General features: G+C 72.0%; 15 protein-coding genes. 9 read left to right on the top strand and 6 right to left on the bottom strand.

From position 1 onward, the window contains the following. Nucleotides 1-104: 104 nt before the first annotated feature. The 3 genes from AB0G20_RS08585 (at nucleotide 105) to AB0G20_RS08575 (ending at nucleotide 2,408) form a co-directional block, all read left to right on the top strand. Nucleotides 105-824: a phosphatase PAP2 family protein gene (locus AB0G20_RS08585; RefSeq protein WP_361297879.1), complete on the top strand. Its 720-nt coding sequence runs from the start codon at nucleotides 105-107 to the stop codon at nucleotides 822-824. A gap of 9 nt (nucleotides 825-833) precedes the next feature. Continuing rightward, entirely contained in the window at nucleotides 834-1,523 is a 690-nt protein-coding gene (locus AB0G20_RS08580) for an HAD-IA family hydrolase (RefSeq protein WP_361297876.1), read from the top strand. Nucleotides 1,524-1,721: 198 nt separating this feature from the next. Next, nucleotides 1,722-2,408, top strand: a complete 687-nt coding sequence (locus tag AB0G20_RS08575; protein WP_361297873.1) for a helix-turn-helix domain-containing protein — start codon at nucleotides 1,722-1,724, stop codon at nucleotides 2,406-2,408. On the opposite strand, the gene AB0G20_RS08570 is transcribed toward AB0G20_RS08575, so the two are convergent. After that, the gene (locus tag AB0G20_RS08570) at nucleotides 2,396-3,898 is read right to left on the bottom strand and encodes a hypothetical protein (protein WP_361297870.1); all 1,503 of its coding nucleotides are present in this window, start codon (nucleotides 3,896-3,898) and stop codon (nucleotides 2,396-2,398) included. The two genes, AB0G20_RS08575 and AB0G20_RS08570, sit on opposite strands and share 13 nt — an antisense overlap. A 190-nt stretch (nucleotides 3,899-4,088) precedes the next feature. Here AB0G20_RS08570 and AB0G20_RS08565 point away from each other — a divergent pair, with 190 nt between their 5' ends. Then, nucleotides 4,089-4,742, top strand: coding sequence for a DUF305 domain-containing protein (locus AB0G20_RS08565; RefSeq protein WP_361297867.1), 654 nt, complete (start codon nucleotides 4,089-4,091; stop codon nucleotides 4,740-4,742). 33 nt (nucleotides 4,743-4,775) lie between these two features. Here AB0G20_RS08565 and AB0G20_RS08560 read toward each other — a convergent pair whose 3' ends face one another. After that, the gene (locus AB0G20_RS08560) at nucleotides 4,776-5,234 is read right to left on the bottom strand and encodes a DUF6214 family protein (protein WP_361297864.1); all 459 of its coding nucleotides are present in this window, start codon (nucleotides 5,232-5,234) and stop codon (nucleotides 4,776-4,778) included. A gap of 209 nt (nucleotides 5,235-5,443) precedes the next feature. Between AB0G20_RS08560 and AB0G20_RS08555 the strand changes: the two genes are divergently transcribed. After that, nucleotides 5,444-6,793 (top strand): FAD-dependent oxidoreductase, encoded by a 1,350-nt coding sequence (locus tag AB0G20_RS08555; RefSeq protein WP_361297861.1) that lies wholly within the window; start codon nucleotides 5,444-5,446, stop codon nucleotides 6,791-6,793. A gap of 76 nt (nucleotides 6,794-6,869) precedes the next feature. Here the strand turns inward: AB0G20_RS08555 and AB0G20_RS08550 are convergent, their stop codons facing one another. Next, nucleotides 6,870-7,220, bottom strand: a complete 351-nt coding sequence (locus AB0G20_RS08550; protein WP_361297858.1) for a helix-turn-helix domain-containing protein — start codon at nucleotides 7,218-7,220, stop codon at nucleotides 6,870-6,872. A gap of 117 nt (nucleotides 7,221-7,337) precedes the next feature. On the opposite strand from AB0G20_RS08550, the gene AB0G20_RS08545 reads away from it, so the two are divergent. After that, a complete protein-coding gene (locus AB0G20_RS08545) occupies nucleotides 7,338-8,417 on the top strand; it encodes an NADH:flavin oxidoreductase/NADH oxidase (RefSeq protein ID WP_361297855.1) in 1,080 nt (359 codons plus the stop codon). A 56-nt stretch (nucleotides 8,418-8,473) separates the two neighbouring features. Here AB0G20_RS08545 and AB0G20_RS08540 read toward each other — a convergent pair whose 3' ends face one another. Beyond that, entirely contained in the window at nucleotides 8,474-9,826 is a 1,353-nt protein-coding gene (locus AB0G20_RS08540) for a PHB depolymerase family esterase (protein ID WP_361297852.1), read from the bottom strand. Nucleotides 9,827-10,525: 699 nt separating this feature from the next. On the opposite strand from AB0G20_RS08540, the gene AB0G20_RS08535 reads away from it, so the two are divergent. Next, nucleotides 10,526-11,314 carry a pectate lyase gene (locus tag AB0G20_RS08535; RefSeq protein ID WP_361297849.1) on the top strand — a complete coding sequence of 263 codons (789 nt, stop codon included), beginning with the start codon at nucleotides 10,526-10,528 and terminating at the stop codon, nucleotides 11,312-11,314. 76 nt (nucleotides 11,315-11,390) lie between these two features. Here AB0G20_RS08535 and AB0G20_RS08530 read toward each other — a convergent pair whose 3' ends face one another. Beyond that, nucleotides 11,391-12,149 (bottom strand): PaaX family transcriptional regulator C-terminal domain-containing protein, encoded by a 759-nt coding sequence (locus tag AB0G20_RS08530; RefSeq protein ID WP_361297847.1) that lies wholly within the window; start codon nucleotides 12,147-12,149, stop codon nucleotides 11,391-11,393. 75 nt (nucleotides 12,150-12,224) lie between these two features. Between AB0G20_RS08530 and AB0G20_RS08525 the strand changes: the two genes are divergently transcribed. Beyond that, nucleotides 12,225-13,910, top strand: coding sequence for a DNA alkylation response protein (locus tag AB0G20_RS08525; protein WP_361297845.1), 1,686 nt, complete (start codon nucleotides 12,225-12,227; stop codon nucleotides 13,908-13,910). A gap of 329 nt (nucleotides 13,911-14,239) precedes the next feature. Next, nucleotides 14,240-16,252, top strand: a complete 2,013-nt coding sequence (locus tag AB0G20_RS08520) for a HEAT repeat domain-containing protein (protein ID WP_361297842.1) — start codon at nucleotides 14,240-14,242, stop codon at nucleotides 16,250-16,252. Between the two features lie 4 nt (nucleotides 16,253-16,256). Here the strand turns inward: AB0G20_RS08520 and AB0G20_RS08515 are convergent, their stop codons facing one another. Then, nucleotides 16,257-16,841, bottom strand: coding sequence for a hypothetical protein (locus AB0G20_RS08515; RefSeq protein ID WP_361297839.1), 585 nt, complete (start codon nucleotides 16,839-16,841; stop codon nucleotides 16,257-16,259). Nucleotides 16,842-16,896 lie beyond the last annotated feature (55 nt).

Raw genomic sequence — 16,896 nt, 5'->3', positions numbered from 1 at the left:
CGGGCCGGGTCCGGCGGCTCCCGCATGGCCGAAGCGCGCTCCTGAGGGGCTGAAGATCGTCGCCGTACTGGATCCGGACCCCCCGGTTCGGCGAGGATCGCATCATGCACACCTCGTCCATCGACTCACCGCCCCGTCCGGAGAACCACAGCGCCGCCCGCTTCGCCGGCGCCCTGGCCCTGTGCTCGGCGCTGCTGCTGACCCTCGTCGCAGCCAGATGGAGCCCGTTGATCAGCGCGGACGGGGACATCGCCGACACCACCCATCGCTGGGCGGTCGACGAACCGGGCCTCACTCAGGCGTGCCGCATCCTGACGGACTGGGTGTGGGATCCGTGGACGATGCGCGTGCTGTGCGCGGCCGTCGTCGTGTGGCTGGTGGTACGGATGGCGGCGCGCTGGACGGCCTTGTGGCTGGCACTGGCCGTCGCGGTGGGCACCCTGCTGCAGCAGGGCATCAAGGCAGCGGTGGACCGCCCCCGCCCCGTCTGGCCCGACCCCGTCGACTCGGCCCACTACTCGGCGTTCCCGTCGGGCCACGCCATGACCGCCACGGTGGTCTGCGGCCTGCTGCTGTGGCTCCTGCACCGGCGCGGCGTCGGCCGGGCCGTGTGGCGTACGGCCCTGGCCGTGGCCGTCGTCTCGGTGGTCGGGGTCGGGCTGACGCGGATCTGGCTCGGCGTCCACTGGCCGTCGGACGTGGCGGGCGGCTGGCTGCTGGGCACGACGGTGGTGGCCCTGGCCGTGTGGATGCACCGGCGCTGGCAGCCCTCAACTCAAAGCCGCCTCACCGATCTTCCGTCGCGGCGTGACGCGGCCTCGTAGGATCGCGGCATGACCGCCGTGCTCTTCGACTTCTCCGGAACCCTCTTCCGTGTCGAGTCCACCGACTCCTGGCTGCGCGGTGCGCTGGCCGGGGCCGATGTCCGGCTCGCGGAGGCCGAGTTGACCGCCGCGGCGCTCGCGCTGGAGGCGGTCGGGGCACTGCCCGGCGGCGGTGGCCCCGCGCGGGTGCCGGAGGAACTGGCGGACGCCTGGCTGATCCGGGACCAGAGTGCCGCCCTGCACCGGGCCGCCTACACCGGCCTCTCCCGCCAGGTCCCGCTGCCCGACCCGGCCCTGTACGACGCGCTGTACGACCGTCACATGGCCCCGGCCGCGTGGGCTCCTTACCCGGACGCCGTCGAAGTGCTGCACACACTGCGGGAGCGGGGCATTCCCGTCGGGGTGGTCAGCAACATCGGCTGGGACCTGCGGCCGGTCTTCCGCGCACACGGCCTGGATCCCTACATCGACACGTACGTCCTGTCGTTCGAGCACGGCATCCAGAAGCCCGACCCGCGACTGTTCGCCACCGCCTGCGAGGCGCTCGGCGCCGATCCGCGCAAGACCCTCATGGTCGGCGACGACCGCCGGGCGGACGGCGGCGCCACCGCTCTGGGCTGCGGGGTGCACTTCGTGGACCACCTGCCGGCGGCCGACCGGCCGGACGGGCTGCGGCCGGTCCTGGATCTGGTGAGCTGAGAAGACGCGCCGTCCCCGGAGAGGGCCCCCGGTTGCAGAAAGTAGCCCTAGGCCACCACTGGGTCGGGCTGCACGCCCGCCTCGGACGATCCCCCGCGTCGCCCGAGGCAGACGGCATCACCGGCCCAGACCCGGGAGGTCTTGGCCGGACGCTCTGAGTATAGTTGGCTGGCAGCCAGTCAACACTGGAGTTACAGCATGTCTCCGCGTAGCGCCTCGGTCAATGAAGAGTTGCGGCGGCGTTCCCGGGAGCGGCTCCTGCAGGCGGCGGTCGAGCTCGTGGGCGAGCGCGGTTACGACGCGACGACGCTCGGCGACATCGCGGACCGGGCGGGTTCCGCCCGCGGCCTGGTGTCGTACTACTTCCCCGGCAAGCGCCAGCTGGTGCAGTCCGCCGTGCACCGGCTGATGCACCGCACGCTGGAGGAGGCACTGGAGCGCGAGCCGCGCACCGAGGACGGCCGGGAGCGGATGGCCCGGGCCATCGACGCGATCCTGGGCCTGGCCAGGGACCGGCCGGTGCTGATGCGCCAGCACATGGCGGGGATCATGCAGGCCGAGGGCTTCATGCAGTGCCCGGAGCAGCGGCGGCTGGCCGAGCTGCTGCGGGACACTATGGCCCGGCACGGGTCGCCGGATGTCGACAGCGACTACCCGATGATGCGCGCCCTGCTGATGGGCGCCGTGTACGCGGCCCTGGTGCCGGGGGTGCCGATGCCGGTGCCGGTGCTGCGGGCCGAGCTGTTCAAGCGCTACCGGCTCGACTGGGAGCTGGGCCTCCCGCCGGAGACCGGAGACTCCGGCGGGAGGGGCGACAAGGATCTGTCGCGGTTCTTCGCGACCGGGGCCGCACCGGAGTGCGGTCCGCTGGGTCAGTCGAAGTAGTCCGGCTGCGTCTGCACGTTGAGCTCACGCATGTGGACCCAGCGGGCCGGGTCCGTGCGCCGGTCCTTGATCTTCAGGACGTCGAAGCCCCGGGCGTACTCGTTCGAGTAGATGTAGCCGTTGTAGTAGTACGCCGACCACGAGCCACCCGACTTGATCGTGTCGGTGGTCAGCGGGCCGCGGTCGAAGTAGGCGATCTCCTTGGGTTCGGCCGAGTCGGTGAAGTCCCAGACGGAGACGCCGCCCTGGTACCAGGCCTGGACCATGATGTCCTTGCCCTTGACCGGGATCAGCGAGCCGTTGTGGGCCACGCAGTTCTCGGTGTCCGCCTGGTGGCGGGGGATCTTGAAGTAGCTGCGGAAGACGAGCTTGCGCTGGTCGCCCTTGCCGACGATGTCGTAGATGCCGTCGGCGCCACGGTCCGGGCCGATCTCCGCGTTGCAGGTGGCCGCTCCGCCACCGCCCAGTTCGTCGGTGTAGACGACCTTGTTCGCCTTCTGGTTGAAGGTCGCCGAGTGCCAGAACGCGAAGTTGACGTTGTCCTGCACCCGGTCGATGACCTTCGGGCGTTCCGGGTCCTTGATGGAGAACAGGATGCCGTCCCCCATGCAGGCGCCCGCGGCCAGGTCCTTCGACGGCAGCACGGTGATGTCGTGGCAGCCGGTGGTCTTGGAGACGCCCGGGTTGGTGGGTCCGCCCGGGTTGCCGCCGCCGTCCGGCCCCTCACCGGGGAACAGCACGGGGAAGCCCACGACCTTCGCCTTCTCGGGGGCGTTGCGCGGCACCTTGATGACGGAGATGCCGTCGTGCGGCGGCTGGCAGTCGGGGTAGGCGGCGTTCGGCGAGTACGAGGAGACGTACACGTAGACGTCGCGGCGCTCGGGCACCAGCGTGTGGGTGTGCGAGCCGCAGGCGGTCTCGACGGCGGCGACGTACCTCGGGTTGCGCTTGTCGCTGATGTCGAAGACCTTCATGCCCTCCCAGGAGGACTTCTCGGTCGCCGGCTGGGTGGTGCTGGAGCAACTGCTGTCGCTGCGCGAGGAGTCGGTGGACAGGAACAGCAGGTTGCCGGAGACGGAGATGTCGTTCTGCGAGCCGGGGCACAGCACCTGGGTGACGGTCTTCGGCGCCTTGGGATTGCTGATGTCGAAGATGCGGAAGCCGTCGTAGTTGCCCGCGAACGCGTACCTGCCCTGGAAGGCGAGGTCCGAGTTCGTGCCCTGCAGCACGTCCTTGGGGACGTGGGCCAGGTGCTGGATGTTGTCGGAGTGGACGATCTCGTCCTGGCCGGGTATCTCGCCGCTCTGGATGGCCTCACGGACCTCGGCCTGGGCGCTCTTGGAAACCTTCTTCGGCGCGGGCGGCGCGTCCCCCGGGTCGGGGGTGGCCGCTGCCGGTGCCGCTGTGAGGAGCGCGGCCAGCAGCCCACCGGCGGCAGCCACAACTCCCACGCGTCTGCGGCGTGTTCTGCGGTCGTTCAACAGGATCACTGTTTTCCTCCCTGGTTCCGTTCACTTCGGAACGGTTCACGCACCACGCAGTATCGTCTTCGCCATGCTCATACCAACAGGGGGCAACAGAATCGCAATGAAGTTTCCCGATCAATGACCCGCGGAAGCGTGCCAGTACGCCGCCCGCAACACGAGGTGCGTCCCAACCCACCTGCCACAGGAGGTCGTTGTGCTCTTCCGCCGTGCGTCTCGGGCGTCCGCCGTCACGACGGGGCTGGCCGTCCTGGCCGTGCTCGCGATCGGAGGCTGTGACTCCGGTCCGGACCGCGAGCAGGCCGCGGCGGACGGGCCCGCCGTGATCGCGCCGGGTGAGCCCGGCGAAGCGAACCGCACCCTGTCCGCCGAGGAAGCGGCCGACCAGCGTTCGGAGAACGACTCCCCCAACTCGGCCGACGTCTCCTACGTCCGCATGATGATCGAGCACCACGCACAGGCCTTGGACATGACCGAACTCGTCCCGGAGCGTGCCGAGTCGAAGGACGTGCGGCGGATCGCCGAGCGCGTCGCGGCCGGCCAGAAGCCCGAGATCGAGGCGATGAAGGGCTGGCTGAAGTCGTACGGCAAGCCGCTGAAGGCCGAGCGGCACGAGCACGCCACGATGCCCGGCATGGCGACGAAGGCCCAGCTGAAGAAGCTCCGCGCGGCTGAGGGCCCGGCGTTCGACCACCTCTTCCTGACCCTGATGACGACCCATCACCAGGGCGCGATCACCATGGCCACGGATGTGAAGGGGCAGGGCAACAACATCCGCGTCGAGGAGATGGCCGACGAGGTGATCGCACAGCAGACGAGCGAGATCACGCGGATGCGGAACATGCTCTGAACGCGCCCGGGGGCGGGGCAGCCTCGATCGTGTTCAGCGCCGGGCTCGGCGCGGCGACAGCAGGCCCGCGTCCCGGGCCTGGCCGATCAGCCTGAGCGACGTACGACGGCTGTGCCCGGTCGCGCACATCACGGCGAGGACCGGGTCGGCTCCGTCCCGCTGGGCCGCGCGGTACTCCCGCGCCACCAGCCGTCGCCCCTCCGCTCCGCGCGGCCAGGCCGGCCGGGCCCGGCGCCCCTGCCCGGCGCAGCCGTCGGGCCCGGGCCCGGCACCGCACGCCTCGGCCACCGACTCCTCGATCCAGTCGGCGAGCACGGCCAGGTCGTCGAGGGACAGCGCGGGTTCAGCGCGCACCTCCTCGACGCAGACGCATCCGCCGCCCACGACGGCCAGCGCGTCGACCCGGGCGCCGTCCGCGAAAGCCAGCCGGAACTCGAACCAACGCGTGGCGCCCCCGTTCTCCCGCACTTCCCACGCGGGGCGCACGGACACCGCACCGTCCGCCGGAGAGCGATCAGAAAGATTCAGAAAGGATGCTTCCAGCATTCACTGAACGTAACCGCATGATCACATTCCCTATAGATCGGACACGCGCCACGGGCGGCGCACTGCACCCTGTCAGCGGAGCCCGGCGGGTGCGATGCTGGAGGCGTCAGCGCTCTCCCGAGATCCGCCGGATCCCCCGGGTAAGGAGTTCCGCCGTGCTGCGAGTCGCCGTCGTAGGCTCCGGGCCGAGCGGGTGCTACACCGCCCAGAGCCTCGTCCAGCTTGACTCCGACGTGTGCGTCGACGTCCTGGACCGGCTGCCGTCCCCGTACGGCCTCGTCCGCTACGGCGTGGCACCCGACCACGAGAAGATCAAGTCGCTGCAGAACAACCTGCGCGCGGTCCTGGAGCACGATCGGGTCCGGTTCCTCGGCGGCGTGCAGATCGGCCCCGGCCCCGGCGCCGTGACCGTCGCGCGGCTGCGGGAGCTCTACCACGCGGTGGTGTACTGCGTGGGCGCCGCCACCGACCGGCACCTGGGCATCCCCGGGGAGGACCTGCCGGGGAGCTGGTCGGCGACGCAGTTCGTGTCCTGGTACAGCGCCCACCCGGACGCCGTGGACGCCGGTTTCCTGCGGGAAGCCCGGTCGGCCGTGGTCATCGGCGTGGGGAACGTCGCCGTGGACGTCACGCGGATGCTGGCCCGGGGGCTGGCCGAGCTCACCACGACCGACATTCCGCAGGCGGCCCTCACCACCCTGGCGGACAGCAGCGTGACCGAGATCCACATGGTGGGCCGGCGCGGCCCCTCCCAGGCCCGGTTCACCACCAAGGAGCTGCGCGAGCTGGGGACTCTGCCGGAGACCGACGTCGTCGTGGACCCGGCGGAGCTGGCCCTGGACCCGGGGTACACGGACCCGTCCGCACTGCCCGCGCCACAGCGCCGCAACGTGGAGGTACTGCGCGGCTGGGCCGAGACACCCCCGAAGGGCGCCCCGCGCCGTATCCACCTCCGCTTCTTCCTCCGCCCGTCCGAGCTGCTCGCCGAGCAGGGCCACGTGGGCGCGGCGCGGTTCGAGCGGACCACCCCGGACGGCCAGGGCGGCGTGACGGGCACGGGCCGCCATGAGGTCATCGCGGGACAGCTGGTCCTGCGCTCCGTGGGCTACCGCGGAGTCCCCTTGGAGGGCCTTCCGTTCGATCCGGCCACCGGCACCGTCCCGAACCTGTCCGGCCGCGTCCTGCGCGAGGGTGTCGTCACCCCGGGCGAGTACGTGGCGGGCTGGATCAAGCGCGGCCCCACGGGCGTCATCGGCACGAACCGCCCCTGCGCGAAGGAGACGGCGACGTCACTCCTGGAGGACGCCCCGGCGCTCACCCTCCGGGTCGTCCCCGAGGACCCCCTCCCGGCCCTGCGCGCCGAGGGAACCGACCCGATCGAATGGCCGGGCTGGCAGTCGATCGAGCGGGCGGAAGCGGAACTGGGAGCGTCACTGGGCCGCGGAGTGGTCAAACTCCCGGACTGGGAGTCCCTGCTGAAGGCCGCAGCGGGCAAGGCTCCTTAGGGGCGCGGGGCGGCGTCACGTGCGGCTCCGCCGCACGGGCGCGACGAGCCACGCCCCTCCCGGACCGGCGCACGATTCAGCCACCGAGACGGACGGCCTGCCGGGCTGCCGCGTCGAGCAGGGCACCCATGAGCCCCGGGAACAACGCGTCGAGCTCGTCCCGCCGCAGCCCGTTCATCTTGGCCGTACCCCGGTACACCTGCCGGATCACCCCGCTCTCCCGCAGCACGCGGAAGTGATGCGTGGTGGTCGACTTGGTGACGGGCAGCTCGAAGTGCGAACAGGACAACTCGCCACTCGCACCGGCAAGTTCCCGCACGATCCGCAACCGCATCGGATCCGAGAGCGCATGCAGCACCCCCTCCAGCCGGATCTCGTCACGCTCGGGATGCGGCAGGTCTCGACTGCTGACGGCGGGGGACGTCACGGCGGCTCCACTTCCTCGGGGACTCCATAGTACGAGAACCCTCGTAGTTTGACATCCGCCGTACTACGATGCCTATCGTACGAGTCGACATCGGCCCCGTGACGAATGGAGTCCGCCGTGACCGCGCTCTTCGAGCCCTTCACCCTGCGCGAGCTGACGATCCCGAACCGCGTGTGGATGCCCCCGATGTGCCAGTACTCGGCGGCGCCGGAGGGCCCGGAGACCGGGGTCCCCACCGACTGGCACTTCGCGCACTACGCCGCCCGCGCCACCGGCGGTACGGGCCTGATCATCGTCGAGGCCACCGCGGTGTCCCCGCAAGGCCGCATCTCCCCCTACGACCTCGGCATCTGGAACGACACGCAGGTCGAGGCGTTCCGCCGCATCACCCGCTTCCTGTCCGCACAGGGCACGGTGCCGGCGATCCAGCTGGCCCATGCCGGCCGCAAGGCGTCGACGGACCGTCCCTGGAAGGGCGGCGCCCCGGTCGGTCCGGACGCGCACGGCTGGGACTCGGTCGCCCCCAGTCCGCTCGCCTTCGACGACAGGCACCCGACCCCGGCCGAGCTGACCGTCGACCAGATCAAGGACGTCGTCGGTCAGTTCGCCGCCGCGGCCCGCCGCGCACTCGCCGCCGGCTTCGAGGTCGCCGAGATCCACGGCGCCCACGGCTATCTGATCAACGAGTTCCTCTCCCCGCACTCCAACCACCGCACCGATGCCTACGGCGGCTCGTACGAGAACCGCACCCGCTTCGCCCTCGAAGTCGTCGACGCCGTACGGGAGGTCTGGCCGGACGACAAGCCGCTGTTCTTCCGCGTCTCGGCGACCGAATGGCTCGAGGACGGCGGCTGGACCGCGGACGACACGGTCCGTTTCGCCGCCGACCTGCGGGCCCACGGCATCGACCTGCTGGACGTCTCCACCGGCGGCAACGCCTCCGGCGTCCGCATCCCCACCGGCCCCGGCTACCAGGTGCCCTTCGCCGCCCGGGTGAAGAACGAGACCGCGCTGCCGGTCGCCGCGGTCGGGCTCATCACCGACGTCGAGCAGGCCGAGAAGATCCTGGCCAACGGCGAGGCGGACGCGGTCCTGCTGGGCCGCGAGCTCCTGCGCAACCCCTCCTGGGCACGGCACGCCGCGCGGGAACTCGGCGGCGAGGTGCGGGTGCCGGACCAGTACCACCGGTCGGTCTGATCCGGCACCCGCAGAGGTGCCTCACGCCGGTCCGGTCCGGCACCCGAAGGGGTACGTCAACCGGCCGCGCACGCCGTTCCGTTGAGCGTGAACGCGGCCGGAGCGGCACTGTTGCCGCCGTGAGCGGCCTGGTAGCCGATGCTCACGCTCGCTCCCGGCGCGATGGTGCCGTTGTACGAGACGTTGGTGGCGGTGACCGCCCCGGACGACGGCGTGTACGTGGCACCCCAGCCGCCCGTGACCGTCTGCCCCGCGGGCAGCGTGAAGCCGAGTTTCCAGCCGTTGACGGTCGTCGTACCGGTGTTGGTGAGGGTCACGGAGGCGGTCAGACCGGTACTCCAGGCGTTCACCGAGGCCGTCACCCTGCAGGCGCCGGGCTGGGGCTGGGGAGCCGGGCCCGACCCGTCCAGGCCGAAGAAGGTGAGGACGCGGGACGCCATGCCCTGGGCGTACAGGTTGTGGCCGACGCCCTGGAGGCTGACGGCCTCCACGGGGGCCTGGTCTCCCGTGCCTCCGTAGCGGGTGCGGGTCCAGCCGGACTGGGGCGTGTCGATGGTGGTGGGCGACTGGCTCACGCCCTGCACGTTCGTCCACTGCTTGATCTGCTCCCCGAAGTTGGGGTAGCGCAGGACGTCGTCCTGGGTGCCGTGCCAGATCTGCATCCGGGGGCGGGGGCCGGTGTAGCCGGGGTATGCGCCCCGGGCGAGGTCGCCCCACTCCTTCGGGGTGTGCGTGACCGTGCCTCCCGAGCAGGCGCTGTTCCACTCGGAGCCGTCGGTGGTGGCGAAGCAGCCGAACGGGACGCCCGAGAAGGCGGCGCCCGCCGCGAACACGTCCGGGTAGTCCCCGAGCAGGACGTTCGTCATCATCGCGCCGGAGGAGATGCCGGTGGCGAACACCCGGCCGGTGTCGGCGTCGTAGGTGCGGGTGACCCAGTCGATCATCGACTTGATGCCGACGGGATCGCTGCCGCCGCCGCGGCGCAGCGCCTGGGGCGAGGAGACGTCGAAGCACTTGCTGCTGCGGGTGACGGACGGGTAGAGCACGATGAACCCGTACCGGTCGGCGAGCGTGTCGTACTCGGTGCCGTTGTACATGTCCGGGCCCGAGCCGGTGCACCAGTGCACGGCCACCACGACCGCCGGCTTCACGGTCACGCTCTCCGGTACGTACAGGTACATCCGCAGGTTGCTGGGGTTCGTACCGAAGTTCGTGACCTCGGTGAGCGCCGCGGCGGGCACGGCACCCTCGCGGGCGGAGACGCGGGCTGAGTCTCGGGCGGGCTCGCCTGCGGCGGCCGCGGGTGCGGTGAGCGCGGTGGCCGTGAGTAACGGCAGCAGCGCGGCGACGAGCGCGAGGAGCAGTGACCGCAGGGGTCTCCTCGCGGTGGGGTGGGGGGTGGCAGACACGTCCGGGTTCCTTTCGTCGTGAGGTGCGGCTCGCAGGACGTCGTACGGGCGGTTCAGAAGGTCGTGCGGGCGGTTCAGAAGGAGGAGCCGGTCCGGGTCAGCGGGGCGAGCCGCCAGGCGGCCGGTGACACTCGCCGCTCGCCGCGGGGTCCATCCCCTGGTAGCGAGTGCCCTGCGTCCGGCTTGGAGCCGATCAACGGGCCGATCGACGTCCAGATGAAGGAACCAGAGCACCGGTGATCACCAGCATGAACACGAGCCCACTGACGCACGTACGCATGCGCGGAGTCCCTCATCGACTCGCCCTCTCGCGAAGGGAAGCGTCCGTTCGGCATGGTGACATGGCCATGGCTCTCATGGAAGCGCTCCCACACGGCTGTCGCCGTGACCAGGAGTGGCTGAATGTGTTCTGCGCGAAGCGTTGACTAGAAAGCGCTTGCCGCCTACGTTCCGTTCAGCAGTGTGACCCGGAAGCGCCCTCGCGAAGGCGCTCACCGGAGCCTGTCCGGCCTCAGGGAAGTGCACCCCCGGGGCGCGGCAGGGCTTTCGGACCGGCCGCACGCAGCACGCGCGGTAAGCAACATGGCGAATGTCATTCATGTACATGAACCAATGGCTCCATGAAGGCACCCCGACGGGACGCACGGGCACCGGAAAGCCCTGACCCCCATCCACCCCCACGACAGAAGGAATCGGGACATGACTTCTGCGACACGTCCGCGCGCCCGCAGGCGCGCACTGACCGGCGCACTGGCCACACTCGGCCTGTCGGTTGGCATGATCATGACTACCAATGCGCCCACCGCGAGCGCCGCGACCTGGCCGACCCCCAACGGCAGCCAGGGGACCTCCTCCACCATCTCCGTGTCCGGCACCAAGGACTACGGGATGAAGCGGTACTACGGCACCGGGGCCCTGGCCGGTGACGGCCAGGAGGAGGGCCAGGACCCGATCTTCAAGCTCGCGAACGGCGCGGTGCTGAAGAACGTCATCCTCGGCGCCCCCGCGGCCGACGGCATCCACTGCGAGGGCAGCTGCACGCTGCAGAACGTCTGGTGGGAGGACGTCGGCGAGGACGCCGCCACCTTCCGCGGCGGCAACGGCGCCACCTACCAGGTGATCGGGGGCGGCGCGAAGAAGGCGGCGGACAAGGTCTTCCAGCACAACGGCGGCGGCACGCTGACCATCTCCAACTTCGCGGTGCAGGAGTTCAAGACGCTGTACCGCTCCTGCGGTGACTGCTCCACGCAGTACACGCGCAAGGTCAACCTCAACACCGTCGACGTGACCGGAACCGGCTCCACCGCGCGGCTCGTCGGCATCAACGTCAACCGCAACGACGTGGCGACGCTGCGGAACATCACGATCCGCAACGACTCCGGCCGCAAGGTCGTCCCCTGCCAGAAGTACAACAACAACACCGCCGTCGGCTCGGGCCCCGACAGCAGCAACTGCCTCTACTCCGCCTCGGACATCACCTACAGGTAGTCCCCCGCAGGCATTCCCCCCACGGTGAAGGCGGCCGTGCGCGGCGCCCGGAGGGCGCTTCGCACGGCCGTCCGCGTCAGGTGCCGCGCACGCGCGCGCGTACCTCCCCGATCAGCTCCCGCTGGTAGTCGGTGTAGGCGGCGCGCAGTTCGGCACCGGGCCAGTCGGCGGGCAGGAGCCCGGGCGGCAGGACGGGGTCGGCGAGCAGGTGCCGTACGACGCCGGCGAAGGCGGTCAGGCGGTCGGCCGGTCGGGGCGCGCCGGCGATGTGGGCGAGCAGGGCCCGGGCCGTGGTGGACCAGGCGTCCAGCGGCCACAGCGTTTCGGCCAATGCGCCCGAGGGCCGGTCGGGGCGGGCCGTGTAGCACTGGACCACCTGGTCCAGGTCGCCGGGGAGGGCGCGGGTCAGGTTGGCGGGCCGGAGCCAGACGCCCTCGCGGAGTTCGGCGAGCCGGAGTGCGGTCAGCCGGGTGCGGAGGTCGGCACGTTCGGCGGGGCCGCGTCCCGTCGCGGTGATCACGACCATCTCCCAGTCGCCGCCCCACGCGCGCGTGCGCGGATGCACGGCGTCGTCCTGGCGGCGCTGGCGTTCCAGCAGCCGGTCGCTGAGGCGGTAGCCGCCGTCCGTGCGCCGCAGGTCTCCGGCGGCCACCATCCGGCTGAGCGCCGCACGCAGGGTGGAGCCGCCGACGTCGAAGCCCTCCACGAGCCGCACCAGTTCCCTGACCGGCAGTTCGGGGGGATGCGTCCCGAGGAGCAGGCTCAGGACGACCGACCGCGCGGACAGCGGACGCAGATCGAGCGCGCCGGACCGCGCCGGGACGTTCATCGGCATGGTCACGTACTGTACGCGGCGGACTTCGATGTTGCAGGATTGCTGCGACCGCAGCGATAGTGCAACACTCGCTGCATGGTCTCCACACTGGACGAACAGCGGGAGCACGGCGGACCCGCCACGCACGACGTCACCAACCAGGCCCCGCCTCTCACCCCGTACGACGCTTCCGACGACACGGCCCTGCTGGAGGGGCTGCGGCGGGAGGATGCCGGGTGGGCCGAGGCGGACCTGCGGCGGCTCGGCCGGCAGGCCGGCAGCGCCCAGGCACAGGAGTGGGCCGACCTGGCCAACCGCCACGAGCCGGAGCTGCGCACCCACGACCGGTACGGCAACCGCGTCGACGAGGTCGACTTCCACCCCAGCTGGCACCACCTGATGCGCACGGCGATCGCGGAGGGACTGGCCGCGTCGCCCTGGGCGGACGACCGGCCCGGTGCCCACGTCGTCAGGACCGCCGGCGGACTGGTGTGGGGGCACACCGAGGCGGGGCACGGCTGCCCCACGTCGATGACCTACGCGGCCGTGCCGGCGCTGCGCAGGCAGCCGGAACTGGCGAAGCTCTACGAGCCGCTGCTGACGAGCCGGGAGTACGACCCCGCCCTGCGGGAGCCCACGCAGAAGCGCGGGCTGCTGGCGGGCATGGGGATGACCGAGAAGCAGGGTGGCTCCGACGTCCGGACGAACACCACGACGGCCACGCCCACGGCCGAGCCCGGGGTGTACACGCTGCGCGGGCACAAGTGGTTCACCTCGGCGCCGATGTGCGACGTGTTCCTGGTGCTGGCGCAGGCTCCGGGCGGGCTGTCGTGCTTCCTGGTGCCGCGCGTGCTGCCCGACGGCACGCGCAACCCCTTCCGCATCCAGCGACTGAAGGACAAGCTGGGCAACCGGTCCAACGCTTCCTCCGAGCCCGAGTTCGACGGGACGGTGGCCTGGCTGGTCGGCCCCGAGGGGCAGGGCGTGAAGACCATCATCGAGATGGTCAACTGCACGCGGCTGGACTGCGTGATGATGTCGGCGGCGCTGATGCGCAAGTCCCTCGTCGAGGCGGGGCACCACGCGCGCCACCGCAGCGCGTTCGGCGCCCGGCTCGTGGACCAGCCGCTGATGCGCAACGTGCTCGCGGATCTGGCGCTGGAGTCGGAGGCCGCGACGACGCTCACCCTTCGGCTGGCCGGGGCGGCCGACCGGGCGATCCGTGGGGACGAGGGCGAGATGGCGTTCCGCCGGATCGCCACCGCCGTCGGCAAGTACTGGGTGACCAAACGGGGCCCCGCCTTCACCGCGGAGGCCCTGGAATGCCTCGGCGGCAACGGCTATGTGGAGGAGTCGGGCATGCCCCGGCACTACCGCGAGGCTCCCCTGCTGTCGATCTGGGAGGGCTCGGGGAACGTCAACGCCCTCGACGTGCTGCGGGCGCTGAGCCGCGAACCGGGCACCGCCGAGGCCCTGTTCGGGGAGCTCGCCCTCGCGCGGGGGGCGGACGCCCGGCTGGACGCGGCCGTGACGCGGCTCAAGGACGGGCTGTCCGAGGCATCGCAGACGACGGCGCGCCGTCTCGTGGAGCGGATGGCGCTGACGCTCCAGGCCTCCCTCCTCGTCCGGCACGCCCCGCCGGCGGTCGCCGACGCGTTCTGCGCGACGCGGCTCGGGGGTGACTGGGGGCATGCGTTCGGGACGCTGCCGCAGACGGCGGGCCTGGACACGATCGTGGAGCGGGCGCTGCCCGATGGGGGGCGAGGCACCGGGGCGGGCTGACCGGTCGAGGCGGGCCGACCGGGCTGGGCAGGGCCGACGGACTCGGGCGAGGCCGACCGGGCTGGGCAGGGCCCGAGCGGCCTGGGCGAGGCCGACTGGGCTGGTCCCGGCGGGTACCGCCGAGGACGTCGACGGCGCCGTACCGGCCGCCCGCGCCGCCCTGCCGGGGCCGAGCGACCTAGGCGAGGCCGAGCGGCCCGGGCGGGGCCGACTCGAAGTCAAGCCATCGTGCGCACAGTTCGCGCACAGTCATCTCCCGATTCCGCTTCGTTGTCAGTGCCGTGGTGCAGACTCCCCGTCAGTTGGCATTTCGCCTGGGGGAGGACACCGTGTTCAGGGGGATCGACGAGGTCGACTGGGCCTCGCTGCGCCATGCGTACGGCAGCGCGGAGGACGTGCCCGGATTACTGCGGGGACTGGCCTCCGCCGACCCGGCCGAGCGGCAGACCGCGCTCGACGGGCTGTACGGCGCCGTGCACCACCAGGGCGATGTGTACGACTCGACGCTCGCCTGTGTTCCGTTTCTCCTCGCGCTCGCCGGCTGCGAGGAGGTGCGGGACCGGGCGGGGGTGGTGGAACTCCTCGTCAGCATCGGCGACATCGCCGGTGCCCCCGATGGTCCCGCGACGAGAGCGCGTGATGCCCTGTGCGCGCGTGCCGAGGTCTTCGTCCGGCTCGCGGGGGACGCGGACCCCGGAGTGCGCCGGGCGGTTCCCGGGGCGCTGGTGCGGTTCCTCGGCCGGCCGGCACAGGTGCTCGCCCTGGTGCGGGAGCGGATCACCGTGGAGCGGGACGGCCGGGTCCTGCTCGCCCTGGCGGAGAGCCTCGGCCTGTTCGCGCAGCGGTACCGCCTGACCGACGATGCCCACGCCGCCGAGGCGGTGCGCCTGCTGACCGAACTGAGCGGGCCCCCTTACGACCCCGGGCTCCGGCTCGCCGCACTCGGCCAGCTCGCGGGGTGTGCCCCGGAGCTGCTCCCCGCCGATCTCGTACCGACCGTCGTCCGGCTGCTCAGGGACAGATCCGGGCAGCGGGCCCGGACGGGACACCCGTACGACTGTCCCGGTCCGGACACGCTCGCCGGCCGGCTGCGGCGGCTGCGCCCTTCGGACGAGGAGGGCTCTCGGCTGCTGCGGACGCTGCACTCCGCGCTCGGCGGCCGGGTGGCCGACCGGGTCGCCCTGCTGTGCGGGCAGTTGACCAGCCCGGATCCCCTCGACCGGTGCAACGGCGTGTGGATGGCGGCCGGGCTGTTCCGCGAGTGGCGTGCCCGCCACGCCGAGCCGGTCACCCTCATCGGCAACCAACTGGGCGCGGAGGAGGGCCGGTTGCACGACGCGGCGGTCGCGGTCCTGGTGGAGCTCTTCGAGCTGGCCGCGCCCGCCGCGGACCATCTGCACGCGCTGGTGACGTACCGTCCCGAGCTTCGCATACTGCATGGGGAGCGGGGTGCGCCGGCCCTCGGCGGTCCCCTCAAGGCGCTGGCCGGGGCCGGGGACCCGCGGGCCACGCCCGTGCTGGCCGAGGTGCTGGCGGGCCCCGTCGTCCCGAACGATCTGGGGCTGGTGATCCCCCACCTGGGCCGCGCCGCCGTTCCGCTCGTGCCCGCGCTGCGGCGACGGCTCGCCCGTGTGCCGCTCGACGCGTCCGACACCCACGAGCGGGCCGTTCCCCTGCTGTCGGCACTCGCCGCCCTGGGCGATGCCGAGTCCATACCCGCGGTACTGCGGCTGCTGCGCGGCATGCCGGACGGGCTGCGGCGGCGCGACGCCGTCACGGAGGCGGCGGCCCGTGCCCTCGGCGCGTTCGGCGGCACCGCGCGCGAAGCGATACCCGACCTGCGCGGGCTGTTGGAGACCGGATGCGCGGTCGCGGCGGCGGACGCGCTGTGGTCGGTCACGGGCGATGCGGATGCCGTGGTGCCCGTGCTGCTGCGGGAGTTGACGGGCACCGGGAGCGGCCGGCGGCGTGCGGCGGCCGTACTGGGGCGGATGGGGTCGGCGGCTCGTCCGGCCCTGCCCGGGCTGCGCGAGACGGCCGGCTCCGGTGACGCGCTCGCGCGGGCCACGGCGGCGTGCGCGGTGTGGCGGACAGCCGGGGATCCGGAACAGTTCGTTCCCGTTCTCCGCTCCGCGTGGAGGGAACACCCGCGCACGCGCGGAACGATCGCCGAGTGCCTCTCGGCACTGGGACCGGCGGGAGCACCCCTGCACGACGTGCTCCGAGCGGAGCTCGCCTCTCCCCGGCGGCATCGCACCGACTCCGGCGGTCACGGCATACGCGAGGACCTGGAGTTGCTGCGGGTGTGCCGGGAGGCGCTGGCCGGGCAGGGGCACCGTTAGGACCTCACCCCGTCGTACGCCCCCACATCGGGCCGAAGCGGGACCACTCGGCGTCCCACTGGTCGATGCGGAGACGCTCCAGGCGGCTGCGCAGGGCGCGGCCGGCGACCAGGGGGACGGCAGCGGCGCAGAGACCTGCCACGCCGCCGATCAGGGAGGCCCGTACGCGGGCCTGGGGCTCGGTGACGGGCCGGGTGACCTGGCGACCCTCGGGGTCCGTCCACACCGTGACCGGGGCCCCGGCCGCAGTGCCGGCCGGGACCCGCAGCTGGCCGGAGTGCTCGGAACCGTCCGCGGCGGTCCACCGTGCCGTCGCCCACACCTGGTCGGCGCGGGACACATGGGCGTTCTCGGAGGCCGTACCGGGAGCACGCTCGGCGAGCCGTGCCACGAGGGGGCGCCATTCGACGCGTTCCCGGGCCAGCCCGTCCTCCACGGAGCCGCTCACCGTCGTACCGGCCAGCACGCCGACGAGCACGGTGAGCATCCACACGCCCAGGACGACCCAGGCCTCCACCCTGTCGGCGCGGCGCTTGAGCGGATTGCGCCGCCAGCGCCAGAGCCACACCTTCGGACCACGTAACGCCATCGAAGGCCTCCTCCTCACGAGCCCACGACCATCTCGCCGCTCTCCCCATACGGAC

It is taken from the genome of Streptomyces sp. NPDC024017, from assembly GCF_040638895.1.
GTDB lineage: Bacteria > Actinomycetota > Actinomycetes > Streptomycetales > Streptomycetaceae > Streptomyces.
Note: the sequence above shows the minus strand (reverse complement) of the source record. Positions and strands in the feature narration are given on the sequence as shown.

Excerpts from the sequence above, each read along its gene's own strand:
- AB0G20_RS08585 (WP_361297879.1), top strand. The coding sequence starts at position 105 with ATGCACACCTCGTCCATCGACTCACCGCCCCGTCCGGAGAACCACAGC.
- AB0G20_RS08525 (WP_361297845.1), top strand. The coding sequence starts at position 12,225 with ATGGTCTCCACACTGGACGAACAGCGGGAGCACGGCGGACCCGCCACG.
- AB0G20_RS08515 (WP_361297839.1), bottom strand. The coding sequence starts at position 16,841 with ATGGCGTTACGTGGTCCGAAGGTGTGGCTCTGGCGCTGGCGGCGCAAT.
- AB0G20_RS08535 (WP_361297849.1), top strand. The coding sequence starts at position 10,526 with ATGACTTCTGCGACACGTCCGCGCGCCCGCAGGCGCGCACTGACCGGC.
- AB0G20_RS08530 (WP_361297847.1), bottom strand. The coding sequence starts at position 12,149 with ATGCCGATGAACGTCCCGGCGCGGTCCGGCGCGCTCGATCTGCGTCCG.
- AB0G20_RS08575 (WP_361297873.1), top strand. The coding sequence starts at position 1,722 with ATGTCTCCGCGTAGCGCCTCGGTCAATGAAGAGTTGCGGCGGCGTTCC.
- AB0G20_RS08580 (WP_361297876.1), top strand. The coding sequence starts at position 834 with ATGACCGCCGTGCTCTTCGACTTCTCCGGAACCCTCTTCCGTGTCGAG.